Source organism: Streptococcus vicugnae (assembly GCF_016461705.1).
Classification (GTDB): domain Bacteria; phylum Bacillota; class Bacilli; order Lactobacillales; family Streptococcaceae; genus Streptococcus; species Streptococcus vicugnae.
In genome coordinates, this window is the sequence record NZ_JAEMHW010000001.1 from 447737 (window position 1) to 460842 (window position 13106).

The 13106-nt window shown below is 37.9% G+C and carries 13 protein-coding genes; 2 read left to right on the forward strand and 11 right to left on the reverse strand.

Translation table 11 applies throughout. From position 1 onward, the window contains the following. Window positions 1-94: 94 nt before the first annotated feature. Window positions 95-1315 carry a serine/threonine transporter SstT gene (sstT, locus tag JG537_RS02210; RefSeq protein WP_199543057.1) on the reverse strand — a complete coding sequence of 407 codons (1221 nt, stop codon included), beginning with the start codon at window positions 1313-1315 and terminating at the stop codon, window positions 95-97. Between the two features lie 317 nt (window positions 1316-1632). Here sstT and brnQ point away from each other — a divergent pair, with 317 nt between their 5' ends. Further along, window positions 1633-3006, forward strand: coding sequence for a branched-chain amino acid transport system II carrier protein (brnQ, locus tag JG537_RS02215; RefSeq protein ID WP_199543060.1), 1374 nt, complete (start codon window positions 1633-1635; stop codon window positions 3004-3006). A 46-nt stretch (window positions 3007-3052) separates the two neighbouring features. Here the strand turns inward: brnQ and JG537_RS02220 are convergent, their stop codons facing one another. Then, window positions 3053-3682 (reverse strand): NAD(P)-dependent oxidoreductase, encoded by a 630-nt coding sequence (locus JG537_RS02220; RefSeq protein ID WP_199543063.1) that lies wholly within the window; start codon window positions 3680-3682, stop codon window positions 3053-3055. 184 nt (window positions 3683-3866) lie between these two features. Between JG537_RS02220 and JG537_RS02225 the strand changes: the two genes are divergently transcribed. Continuing rightward, entirely contained in the window at window positions 3867-4307 is a 441-nt protein-coding gene (locus JG537_RS02225) for an Rrf2 family transcriptional regulator (protein ID WP_132869948.1), read from the forward strand. A 30-nt stretch (window positions 4308-4337) separates the two neighbouring features. On the opposite strand, the gene JG537_RS02230 is transcribed toward JG537_RS02225, so the two are convergent. From JG537_RS02230 to JG537_RS02270, 9 genes are all read right to left on the reverse strand, one after another. Further along, entirely contained in the window at window positions 4338-5030 is a 693-nt protein-coding gene (locus tag JG537_RS02230; RefSeq protein WP_132869949.1) for a methionine ABC transporter permease, read from the reverse strand. Continuing rightward, window positions 5031-6095 carry a methionine ABC transporter ATP-binding protein gene (locus JG537_RS02235; RefSeq protein ID WP_199543066.1) on the reverse strand — a complete coding sequence of 355 codons (1065 nt, stop codon included), beginning with the start codon at window positions 6093-6095 and terminating at the stop codon, window positions 5031-5033. It abuts the gene before it with no gap. A gap of 206 nt (window positions 6096-6301) precedes the next feature. Continuing rightward, window positions 6302-7183 (reverse strand): MetQ/NlpA family ABC transporter substrate-binding protein, encoded by an 882-nt coding sequence (locus tag JG537_RS02240; RefSeq protein WP_199543068.1) that lies wholly within the window; start codon window positions 7181-7183, stop codon window positions 6302-6304. Window positions 7184-7290: 107 nt separating this feature from the next. Then, entirely contained in the window at window positions 7291-8130 is an 840-nt protein-coding gene (locus tag JG537_RS02245) for an amino acid ABC transporter substrate-binding protein (RefSeq protein ID WP_132869803.1), read from the reverse strand. 104 nt (window positions 8131-8234) lie between these two features. Beyond that, entirely contained in the window at window positions 8235-9383 is a 1149-nt protein-coding gene (locus JG537_RS02250; protein WP_199543070.1) for an amidohydrolase, read from the reverse strand. Then, complete coding sequence (locus JG537_RS02255) at window positions 9380-10177, reverse strand: transporter substrate-binding domain-containing protein (protein WP_199543072.1); 798 nt, start codon at window positions 10175-10177, stop codon at window positions 9380-9382. Before JG537_RS02255 ends, JG537_RS02250 begins: the two co-directional genes overlap by 4 nt. 25 nt (window positions 10178-10202) lie before the next feature. Continuing rightward, complete coding sequence (locus JG537_RS02260) at window positions 10203-10889, reverse strand: gamma-glutamyl-gamma-aminobutyrate hydrolase family protein (RefSeq protein ID WP_199543073.1); 687 nt, start codon at window positions 10887-10889, stop codon at window positions 10203-10205. Window positions 10890-11063: 174 nt separating this feature from the next. Beyond that, complete coding sequence (locus tag JG537_RS02265) at window positions 11064-11780, reverse strand: YebC/PmpR family DNA-binding transcriptional regulator (RefSeq protein WP_024343611.1); 717 nt, start codon at window positions 11778-11780, stop codon at window positions 11064-11066. A gap of 218 nt (window positions 11781-11998) precedes the next feature. Next, on the reverse strand, window positions 11999-13093 hold the full coding sequence (locus tag JG537_RS02270) for a nucleotidyltransferase (RefSeq protein WP_199543075.1): 1095 nt from the start codon (window positions 13091-13093) through the stop codon (window positions 11999-12001). Between the last annotated feature and the right edge of the window lie 13 nt (window positions 13094-13106).

The following is a 13106-nucleotide window of genomic DNA, read 5'->3' on the forward strand; positions in this document are numbered from 1 at the left end:
CAAATAAGGGATATTTTAAAGATGCTTATTTTTTGAGCTAGCCATAAGAGAACTTTATACAAAAAAAGCTGAGCTTTCACTCAGCTATCTATTATTAATTAGCTTTTTTCTTTTTGCCCCAAACAGATTTTTCAGCAACTGCTGTAAAGAGAACATCTGTTGAAGAGTTCAAGGCTGTTTCACATGAGTCTTGAACGACACCGACGATAAATCCGACACCAACTACTTGCATTGCAAGGTCGTTTGAAATACCAAACAAGCTACATGCGACTGGTACTAGAAGAAGTGAGCCTCCAGTAACACCAGATGCACCGCAAGCTGATACTGCAGACAAGACACTTAGTAAGAAAGCTGTTGGAAAATCAACATGAATACCAAGCGTATTAACAGCAGCAAGCGTCAAGACGTTGATTGTAATCGCAGCACCACCCATATTAATAGTAGCCCCAAGTGGGATAGACACTTTATAAGTATCTTTGTTCAAGCCTAAATCTTCACAAAGTTTCATATTAACTGGAATATTAGCAGCTGAACTACGTGTGAAGAAGGCTGTCAATCCAGAATCTTTCAAGCAACGGAAAACCAATGGGTATGGATTTTTGCGCATAAAGATAAAGGCAATAAATGGATTAACGACCAAAGCTACAAAGAACATTGTCCCGACAAGAGCCAAAATCAAGAAACCATAATTGGCTAAAATTTTAACCCCATTATCTGAAATTGTCTTAAAAACAAGTCCTAAAATACCAAATGGTGCCAAATTAATAATCCAACGAACCACTTGTGAAGTGACTTCTGCCATTGTTTGCAAAAGCTCTTTAGTTGCTCCATTAGAATTTCTAAAAGCTAGTCCAAAAATAACAGCCCAAGTCAATACACCGATATAGTTAGCTGAGCCCAAAGCATTAATTGGGTTATCAACCATTTTTAACAATAGACTGTGGAAAACTTGCCCAACTCCTTCAGGAGATGACAATTTTGGTTGCGTGGCAGTATCCAAGGTGAGAGTAATTGGGAAAATGTAATTCACCACAACAGCAACAAGAGCAGCTGCTAAGGTCCCAACAAGGTAAAGCCCAATGATCGTTGACATATTGGTCTTTTGTCCCTTTTCATTTTGTGACAATGCACTAGCAACCAAAACAAAGACAAGTAATGGCGCTACCGCTTTAAGCCCACCAACGAATAAATCTCCTAGGATACCAATTGCAGAAACCTTAGGAAGAGTCATTCCTAAAATAAATCCAATAATGACTCCGATGATGATTCGTTTGATGAGACTAGTTCTATTCCAAACACTAATAAATCGTTTCATGGTAGCTCCTCAAAAAAATATTAACGGTTTTAATCATAATATAAAACAGGCTCTTCGTCAAACTAATTATGGTATATTTTATGCCATGACAGCGCTTTAAATGCAGTTTTTTTCAATTTTTTGAAAATTTTGTGATTATTTCTAACATGGCTTGTCCCCGATATGACAACAAATGTCAGTTTTTTAGCAAAAAAACAGCGATTTTCTTCTATTGACGTTAGAAATGGAGTTCGATATAATAATCTGCGCATCATTTTGCTTTATGAGAGAGTTTAACTAAGCAAAATGCTATATCGTTTTTTATTAGGAGGACATTAATGAAACCTGTCAAAAATATCTATATTATCATCGGTTTCATGTTATTTGCTTTATTCTTTGGGGCAGGTAATCTGATTTATCCCGCCTTTTTAGGGATATATTCTGGAAGCAACCTAGCATTAGCCATTCTTGGTTTCTGTTTAACTGGTGTCACACTTCCTCTTTTAGGGGTTGTCGCTGTAGCCTATTCTGGTGCTAGTGACATTGAAGATTTTGCTCGCCCAGTTTCGCGCCATTATGCTTTGCTATTTTCAATCGCGCTTTACTTATCTATCGGGCCATTCTTTGCCATTCCAAGAACGGGAGCCACATCTTTCTCAATTGGTATCGAACCAATCTTTGGTGACAATCTGATTGCAAAAGCAGTTTACGGTTTGGTTTTCTTTGGGATTTCTTACTTTTTAGCGATTAAACCAAATAAAATCGCAGACCGTATCGGGAAATACCTAACACCCGCTCTTTTGATTATCATTGCAATTTTGGTCGTTGCATCATTTGTTAAACCTGCTGGTGAAATCGGAGTGGCTCATAACGCTGCTAATGACATCAGCAATGCCTTTAAAGATGTTCCGTTCGTTGCAGGGCTTATTCAAGGTTATGGAACAATGGATGCACTTGCTTCACTTGCCTTTGCCATTATCGTTATTGATGCTAGTAAATCACACGGTGCAAAAGGAAAAGCTGAAGTTGCTAGCCTGACATTCAAATCAGGACTAATTGCTACTGTACTACTTGCACTTATTTATATCTTTGTTGCACGTATCGGTGCTTCATCACAAAGTCTTTTTGATTTTGCTAACGGACACTTCATGTTCAAAGGGGAAGCCATTGATGGTGGTAACATCCTCGGACAAGCTGCTCACTTCTATCTTGGAAGTATCGGACAAATCATCCTTGCTGCAGCTATTTTCCTTGCTTGCTTAACAACAGCAACTGGTTTGATTACTGCCTGTGCAGAGTACTTCCACAAATTGCAACCAAAAGTTTCTCACGTTTCTTGGGCAACTCTCTTCACTTTGATTGCACTATTCTTCTACTTCGGTGGTCTTTCTGAATTGATCAAATGGTCACTTCCAGTACTTTACTTGCTCTATCCATTAACAGTCGTTATTATCTTCTTAGCCTTGCTATCAAAATTCTTCAAGAAAGATCGCATCGTTTACCAAATTACCATTGGCTTTGCAGCCATTCCTGCTCTTTACGATGCCCTCTCAACACTTGCTAAAATGACTGGACTTTTCAGCCTACCAGCAAGCCTTGTTAATTTCTTCAATGGATTCGTTCCACTTGGACAATTCTCCCTTGAATGGATTAGCTTTGCCATCGTTGGATTCATTGTTGGATTTATCCTACACAAGACTAAAAAAGCTTAATAATAGCAAAACCAACCTTCATAACGAGGGTTGGCTTTTTTGTTGTTTATTTTCCAAGTAAACTAATACGTTCTTGAATGTGTTTGGCATTTTCAATCTCATCAACAAATCCAAGAGCATAATCCGCATAGCTAATAGCACTTTCACCCTTGTCGTTGAATGTCAATTCTTCACCAGCAAGAATGTATTCTCCTGTACGTTTACCATCTGCTTGGAAATCAATGGCTGGACTGATGAAAGTCCATTTGACATCATGACGTTCACGGATTTCTGCTAAGGACTGACGTTGAGCACTAGCAAGTGGTCTAAATGCTTCTGGAAATTCTGGTGTGTCAACCAATTGCACCGTGTGCTCTGGGTTAACATAAAGACTTCCTGCACCACCGACAATCATCAAACGTGTGTCAGTACCTGAAAGCAAATCAGCCAAATGTTTTTGCGAATCGCTGTGAAGATGAAGCTGGTCTTCTGTCCAAGCCCCAAAAGCATCCACAACCACATCAAAGCCAGCCAAATCTTCTTTTGTTAAGTCAAATAAGTCTTTTTCAATAACTTTCTGAGCTTTTGATTTATTAGAACTACGAACAACTGCTGTGACATCATGTCCGCGATTAAGCGCTTCTTCAACAATTAATCGACCTGCTTTACCATTTGCGGCAACTACTGCAATTTTCATAATGATTCCTCCAAAATATAAATAATTTCTTTTTGTTGTAACATATTTTGTTACAACTATATCTATAGTATATTCCTCTTTAGATGTAATGTCAAGAGTTACAACAAAAAGTTGTAACTTTTTTAATGACAACAAAAATATGCTATAATACTCTTAACAAATTAGATTAGTACAAGGAGAAAAAATGCCCTATTCAACTCGACTAGCAACTTCCGTTCATATTCTGTTAGCCATTTATCATTTTGAAAATGAAGCAAAAGTGACTTCTACTTTTCTAGCTAAAAGTATCCAGACTAACCCTGTTATTGTGCGTAACTTACTAGGAAAATTGCAAAAAGCTGACTTAGTCAAAGTCGAAGCTGGTGTTGGCGGAGCACATTTGACCAAAGATCCTAAAGAGCTCACTTTCTGGGATATTTTCCAAGCTGTCGAAGATAAAGATAAACCTATTTTTAAAGCTAATGATGATACCAACCCAAATTGCCCAGTTGGTCGCGTGGTGAACTCCGTTTTACAACCACGTATTGATGAGGTTCAAGAAAATTTTAAAGCTTCTCTCGAGAATATCACTCTTGCTAGTCTCATTACAGACATGGACAATAAAATAGCACAAAACAATCATTAAGCACTTCTGTTTTCACAGAAGTGCTTTTTTCTATTTATGACTTAGTTTTTTAGTGAGGAAGTCTCCGATAAATTGGATAATAAAGACTAGGATAAGGATACAGATTGTTGCAACGATAGTGACATCTGTTGCTGAGCGGTTATAACCATAGTAAATAGCAATATAACCAAGTCCACCAGCTCCAATCGCACCCGCCATAGCTGTTTCACCGATAAGTGAGATGAGCGTTACTGTTGAGACACGGATAAGTTCTGGCAAACCTTCGCTAAGGTAAATTTTGATAATATCCCAAAGAGTAGCTCCTGAAGCTTGTGCGGCTTCAATAACACCTCTATCCATTTCTGAAAAGACAACTTGAACCTGACGAGCATAGAAGGCAAATGTCGCTGCTGATAGCGGAACTAGCGCCGCTGTTCGACCTAGGTTTGTTCCAACAATTGTATATGTGAAAGGTTTTAAAATAGCCAACAAGATGATGAAAGGAATGGCACGAACGATTGACGTAAAAATATCCAAGACTTTAAAGCCAAAACGATTACTTAGCACACCGCTTGGTCCTGTTAATACCAAGAATAGCCCCATAACAAGCCCTAAAAGACCACCAATTACAAACGACCATCCTGTCATATAAATAGTTGCTGAAAAGGCATCAGACCAAGAATTTGTCCCTTCCCAGCCGATACGGTATACATCAGGCATATTTGTAGCAATCCATTCAATCATTTAGGCACCTCGTTTCAATACTGTTAATTCAATTCCCGCAGCAAGAATAGCTTCTTGTGCACCTGCAAGAGCATCAGCATCACCAGACAAGACAACAATCATCTCACCAACTGGTGTATCGTCTAGAATTTCAATATTTCCGTAAAGAATATTGGCAGTTACTTCAAATTCTTTGTAGATTTGGTTAAGAATTGGTTCATCAGTAGATGTTCCAGCATATTTCAATTGAACAAGTAAATCATCTTTTGGAAGATTTTTCACAATAGCTTGTTTTTCAATTTTAACCAAGGCATCCTCAATACCAGTTGCTGTTTTGATGAACTCTTGCGTCAATGGTTCTTTAGGATTTGAGAAGATATCTAGAACTGATCCTTCTTCAATCAAGTGACCATTTTGCATAACGGCCACACGGTGACAGATATCTTTGACGATTTGCATTTCGTGAGTAATCATAACTACTGTCAAACCAAGTTTTTGGTTCAATTCTTGCAAAAGTGCCAAAATTTGTTTTGTTGTTTTTGGGTCAAGTGCAGATGTTGATTCATCAGAAATCAAAATTTCTGGGTCATTCGCTAACGCACGCGCAATTGCCACACGTTGTTTTTGACCACCTGATAATTGTGACGGATAATTTTCAGCACGATCTGACAAGCCTACTAATTCAAGCAAATCAGCGACTTTTTTGTCTTTTTCTTCTTTTGATAATTTTGAATGGCGAAGCGCAAAAGCCACATTTTGGCGCGCTGTTTTTTGCGCCATTAAATTAAAATGTTGGAAAATCATCCCAATTTTTTGACGTTTTTGACGAAGGGCAGCTCCTTTTAGTTGAACTTTACCATCGGCAAAAGTAACATCATCACCAATTGTGATTTTCCCTGCTGTTGGGGCTTGCAAAAGATTAATCGTACGTACTAATGTTGATTTTCCTGCCCCAGAATAACCAACAATCCCATAAATATCACCTTTGTTAATAGCAATCGAAACATCTTTTACTGCTTCTACAGTACGTCTTTTCTGACGAAAAGTAATGTCGATATGCTCCAAATTAATAATCGGTTTTGTCATAACTCTTACTCAACTCCTCAGTCATTTCAATCTAATCTTTTATCCATAACTAGCATCCTTTTCAACTCTTGAAAGTTAAAAAGACTTATTTTTCTAAACTTTCCAACTTAATATTCTACCATATTCTGGTAAATTTAAAAGCATTTTCAAAATAGAATTTGGCGTGTTTAAAAACACGCCAAATCACTTAATTTTTCAATAATCTCTTATTCTTCTGAAGAAACTTTAGCACCTTTCCAAGCTGGAATATCAACGTTATTTGAAGCTTCTTGAATTACTTTACCAACTTCATCAGTTTGGTAAACTGAAATCAATTTCTTAATAGCTTTAGCTTTGCTTGATTTTTTCCAATCTTTTTGTGCAGCAATGACGTTAACCCATTGGTCTGAGTTTTTATCAACAGCTTCTTTATAAAGTGTTGTTTTGTAATCTACTTTTGCTGCTTGCGCATATGAGTTATTAACAATAGCTGCATCAACTGATGACAATGTTGAAGCAGTTTGCGCAGCATCAACTTCTTTGATATCTAAATCTTTTGGATTTGATGAAATGTTTTTGATAGTTGCCAATTCTTTGCCATCAACATCCAATTTAATCAAACCAGCTGATTGAAGAAGGTAAAGGGCACGACTTTCATTTGAAGCATCGTTAGGAACTGAGATAGTAGCTTTTTCAGGAATGTCTTTGACATCAGTGTATTTTGCTTTGCCATTTTCTGTACCTGAGAAGATGCGAATTGGACTAAGAAGTGTGTCAGCTGCTTCAACCAAAGTTCCTTTATTTTCTGAATTCCAGTTATTCAAGAAATATTTGTGTTGGAAGGCATTGACATCCACCTCACCATTTTGAAGCGCTTCGTTTGGTTGGTTGTAGTCAGTGAACTCAACCAATTCAATTTCTACACCTTTATCTTTAGCCAATTCTTTGACTTTATCCCAAAGTGGTTCAGTTGCATCATCCAAAGTCATGATACCAACTTTAAGTTTTGAATCATCTGAAGCAGATTTTGAAGAACCACCACAAGCGGCCAACAATACAGTTGATGCAAGAGCTACACTAGCTAATCCAAATAATTTTTTTAATTTCATATCTATTTCCTCTCTCCTTTAACTCGTGATATCATTCTAACCTAATTAGTTATAGGTTTCAAATTGTTAAAATCAAGGTTTAGTTATAGTTTTAAACTATAACTAAATTATTTTTCCGATGGAACTTTTAAGTCTTTAGCAGTTGGTGTATAATCTCCGCCAAGATATTTTTGTGCTAATTCTGACAAAGTGCCATCTTTTTGCAAGGCTTTCAAGCGCTTGTTAACGAATGTTTGCAAGTCTTTTTGATCTTGTCCCAAAATGAAATAAATAAATGGTTGTTCATCAGATTTCAATTCGATGGTTTTCAAATTATCTAATTTTTGATTTTTAATGATAGTATTTACCGTTGGGGCATCAAAAATCTTGAAATCAAATTTACCGTCATTCAAGTTTGTCAAAACTTGAGTGATATTTTCATTAGTGTAGTTAAGTTCAACAGGCTTGCTATCATTTTCTGTATTGAATTTTTCAAGCTGCGCTGCTGTTGTTGTCCCTTGAACAACTTGCGTTGAATGTCCTGCTATATCGTCGTAAGACGTGATATCAGAGTCTTTTGGCACCACTAGAACCGATGGGGTTGAACCAATAGGATAAGAATATAGGTATTTAGCTGAACGTTCTTTGGTATAACTGATATTATTGCCGCCAAGCTGATATTTCCCAGAATCAAGTCCTGTGAAAATAGATGACCATTCTGTTTTCTTAAAATTCACTTTATATTGATCAGAATCTTTGAAAACAGCTTTTGCCACCTCGATATCATAACCAGTCAATTTCCCAGATTCTTCGTATGAAAATGGAGCCGTTGTCCCTACTGTCGCAAAGGTCACTTCTTCTTTACCAGAAGAGGCCTTTGAAGAGGGATCCGATGAACAAGCTGCTAAAAAAGCAGCTGACGCTAGTGCTAGTCCTGTTATTCCTATCATTTTTTTAACTAATGTCATATCGTTTCCTACCTTCTCTTTTAGAGTTGTTTACATCTTAACATCAGATAAGCTTCTTAACAAATACTTAAATTCTATCACCGCGATAAAGAAATCTTATCACCCTAGGCCTTTTGTGTCTTTGCAAAATAATCTAACAAATAAAGAGCATTTTCCACAAAATACTGAACAGCCGTTGGAAGAGCCTCATCTTTTACCGTAAATGTATCATGATGAAGGTCTGCCGCATCAGCATCACCATTACTTCCAATCAAGGCAAAAACACCTGGAATTTTCTCTTGATAAGCTGCAAAATCTTCCCCTATGGTGAGTGGTTCCACTTCTACGACTTTTGCAAATTGTTTTGAATGCTCAAAAATAAGAGGTGTCAAAATTTCGTCGTTAAAGGTCACCGTTGGGGTTCTCCCCCACTCAATCTCGACTGACGCATTAAATTGATCAGGTGTATTTTCCACAACCCTAGTGAAAGCATCACGCAAGTGCTGGCGAGTTTCTGGTGAAAATGAGCGCATTGTTCCTTCAAAATAGCCTGATTGAGGCATAACATTCCAAGTACTTCCCACATCAATATGTGTTACCGACAAAACAGCTGACTCAAAAGGAGAGACTGTACGGCTGATAATAGCTTGCGCATTATTAACAATTGTTGTGATAGCAAGAACCGTATCTGTCCCAAAATCAGGGCGAGCCGCATGCCCACTCACTCCGCTGATAGTCACTTTAAATTTATCAACAGCTGCCATGATTGCTTTTGAACGAAGTCCTATTTCGCCAGGTTTAAGATGTGGGTAATTATGATAGCCAATAATAGCTGAAACATCCTTAAGGCCACCATTTTCAATCACTTGATAAGCCCCTACTGAAACTTCCTCAGCTGGTTGAAAAATCAATCGAATCGTTCCGTTTAACTGCCCTTCTTGAGCCTTTAAAAGCTCAGCAGCACCAAGAAGACTTGTCTGGTGGAAATCATGCCCACAGGCGTGCATAGCGCCATTCTTGCTAGCATATTCAAAAGTATTTCGCTCCTTGATTGGTAAAGCATCAATATCTGCACGCAAAGCAATAACGGGCTTACCATGCCCAATTTCGGCAATAAAACCCGTTGGTAACTCTGTTTCAAGAATACGAATCCCTAAATTTGAAATGTATTCTTTCAAAAAGGCTGTCGTCTCAAATTCATTCTCCGAAACCTCAGGATGCGCATGAATACGATGACGAATCTCTGCTAATTTTGTGTAAAAATCTTTTGTCATTTATTTGCCTCTACTGCCGACTTTTCTGGTAAATAACTACCACCTAGATATTTCTGGCTCAATTTTTCTAAAGTGCCATTATCATAAAGTTTTTTAACCGCCTTGTTAAATTCTCCTTGTAACTTCTCACTGTCACTTGAGAAAATAATATAATTATTTGGATTATCATCTGTCTTTAAATCAATAACCCTCAAATCTAGTTGTTTTTGTTTGATAATTGTATCGACAGAGATTTTATCAAAAATGAGATAATCAAATTCTCCACTATCCAAGTCTAATAATCGTTTCGTTACATCTTCTCCTGAATATTCAATTATCGATGGAGAATCACTATGCTTTTTATTCCAATCATCAACAAATTTTGCAGTTGATGTCCCAGTGTCATCTTGTGTCTTTTTACCACCAATATCATCTAAAGATTTAATCTTAGAATCTTTCTTAGTGACTAAAACCAAGGGATTTTTAGCAATTGGCACAGAATATAAATACTTGCTTGCACGTTCTTTGGTATAAGAAAGATTATTAGCAGCACCCTGATAAATCTCGCTATCTAAGCCAACAAAGATAGAATCCCAGGCAGTCTTTTTAAAACTAATTTTATAATCATCAATGTATTTACTAGCTGATTTGATCACTTGAATATCATAGCCAGTCAATTGACCTTTTGCATTTTGATACGAAAAAGGCTTGATATCACCAGCTGTTGCAATGACTGCTTTTTGATCAGCCGCTTCAACATTAACAGCCAAACCAGCACTTAGTAAAACAGTTAATCCTAATAAAACTTTTTTCATTTTCACTCCTCAAACGCTGTTAACACTACAATTGCTGTACTAAGTAACTAAAAATTCTACGACTTTCTGCTTTTTCTAGGAGTAATTCTGGGTGCCATTGGAAGCCCAAAATTGGAGCACCATCTTTGCTTTCATAAGCTTCTATTGTACCATCACGAGGGTCTCGCGCTGTCGCAACCAAACTTGGTGCTAAATCTTTCACACTTTGTTGATGAAACGAATTAACCCAAGCACCTGTTGAGACTAATTGACTCACACGGCTATTGGGTACAATTTCCACTTCTTGTGACGTTCCAGAAAAGTCTTTTTGCCAGTGGTGTTCAACTTTTTGATTCAGTGTTCCACCCAAAGCCACGTTCAACAATTGCATACCACGGCAAACCGCAAAAATAGGTTTATTTTGCTTGAGTGCTTCTTTTATCAAAGCTAGTTCAAATTCATCACGCTCTAAACTATAATCATCACTATCAATGGTTTGTTTTTCCCCATAAAATTTTGGTGTCACATTTTGACCACCTGATAGGATTAATTTATCAATCATATCAATATAAGATTTAGCTAAATCTGGACTACCAACTGGAATAATAATCGGAAGTCCACCAGCTTCTTTGACGCCATCAGAAAGATGTCGTGAAACAACATCATATTCTAAGCCCGATCGAGCTGGGAGTTCTTGAATATTTCCCGAAATACCAACGATAACTTTTTCCATAGGAACGCCTCTCTTTCTTTTAGAATAGCATTATCTCTTGTAATTAGATTTATTGTAAAACAAAAGAAAAGAGAATGCCAATAGTTATTTTTTATCAGAGAGATAGTCTCTATCTATAACACAAAAACACCCAGCTTTACTAAGCTAGGTGCTTCTCTTTTTTATCTGATTAAATTAGAAATCTGATACGTTGTGGTAAACTTTTTGAACGTCTTCATCATCTTCAAGAGCGTCAACAAGTTTTTCAAATGTTTCAAGGTCTTCACCTTCAAGTGTTACTTCTGATTGAGGAATCATTTCAAGTTCAGTAACTTTGAATTCTTCGATGCCGTTAGCACGCAAAGCTTCGATACCTTTGTGAAGGTCAGTTGGAGCTGTGTAAACAGTTACCACACCATCTTCTGCTTCAACATCTTCAACATCAACATCAGCTTCTAGCAATTGTTCAAAAATGCTATCTGCGTCATCGCCATCAAAGACAATAACACCTTTTTTATCGAACATGTAAGATACAGAACCAGATGCTCCCATGTTACCACCGTTTTTACCAAATGCAGTACGCAAGTTAGCAGCAGTACGGTTAACATTACTTGTCAAAGTATCAACGATGATCATTGAACCGTTTGGTCCAAATCCCTCGTAACGTCCTTCAACGAAAGTTTCATCTGTATTACCTTTTGCTTTATCGATCGCACGGTCGATAACGTGTTTTGGTACTTGCGCTTGTTTTGCACGTTCAAGTACAAATTTCAAAGCTGAGTTTGATTCTGGATCTGGTTCACCTTTTTTAGCAGCAACATAGATTTCAACACCAAATTTAGCGTAAACTTTTGAGTTAGCACCATCTTTGGCAGTTTTTTTGGCAACAATATTGGCCCACTTACGTCCCATGGGTAGTCTCCTTTGTAAAGATTATTATTTGTTTTAGCATGATTAATGATTTGAACTATAAAAAATAGCCAAATTCTTGAACTACTGAACTAGCAGAGCTAAATTCGTAATCCTTTTTATTATAGCACTTTGACAAGCCTGTGTAAAATGTTCCTAAAAATTAAAAGCGAAAACTGAGCTCAACAAAAGCCCAGTTTTTAGTTTGTTTATGTAAACGCTTATTTTGTGATTCCAATCGGCACTTTTCCCCAAGTTTGCTCTTGAATCTGTGGATTTCCAAGTTGATAGACTTGGTCGGCTTGTTGGGTTACCACGTCCCACGGTTTTGCACCGATTCGAGCGACGATATCCACAGACTTTTTCACTGTTTTAAGGTGCTTTTGCCCTTTTTCGGTAAATCCGAGCACGTGAACCGCTTCTGGCAAGGGCTTTTCCACAGCTCCGACCAAGATGTAAGCCAAAATGCGACGGATTCGAGCCTTCGTGTAGCGTTTTGTGGCGACTTTATCCACCAATTCGTCCACAGTCGCTACGCTCCTAATAGCTGAGCTGATACGGCTAGCTAACTCTTCATTAACCTGGAAAATCCTTGTCAAATCAGGGTTTGTTACAATTTGATACTTGAGCAATTGGAAATAATCATCCCAAGTCACCTGAGGAGCGCCTAGGAAAAGGTCAGCTTGCGGCATGAATTTCTCCACAAAATCTTTGTCTTGTCTGTGGATACGCAAATTTGTCGCGGAGGCAAAAGCCACATCAGTATCAAGCGAGTGATAACCAGCTCCCTGACGCATGATTGGGCTAAGCTTGATTGATTTTCCTGCGCAAGCTTTGGCATAAGAAAGCCCCAAAATATGATTTGGCGTGTTACCTGTGAAGTTGACACCAGCAAATGTCTCCCACATTTTCTGTGTTTTCTGTGGATAAGACAAATTATCTGGCAAATTTTGCAAGTAATCCACCATTTTCTGTTGATTATCCGCATAAATCTGTGAAAAGTGTTGATAATCCAGATTTTCTTCCGTTCCAAATGCCAAGTTATCCACACCAAGGCGCTCTAAAATGTCCACCGCACCCTGTGCAAAGTAGTCCGCTGACTGAACAGCCACCAAAAATGGCAGCTCAACCACCAAATCAGCCCCGCATTTCAGAGCCATTTCCGCGCGCGTCCATTTGTCCACAACCGCAGGCTCTCCACGCTGCACAAAATTCCCAGACATGGCAACAACCTTTACCCCTTCAGCCTGTGACAACAAATACTCATGCCCATTATGAAAAGGATTAAACTCAGCAACGATACCAGTGATAGTCATGTTGTGCTCCTTA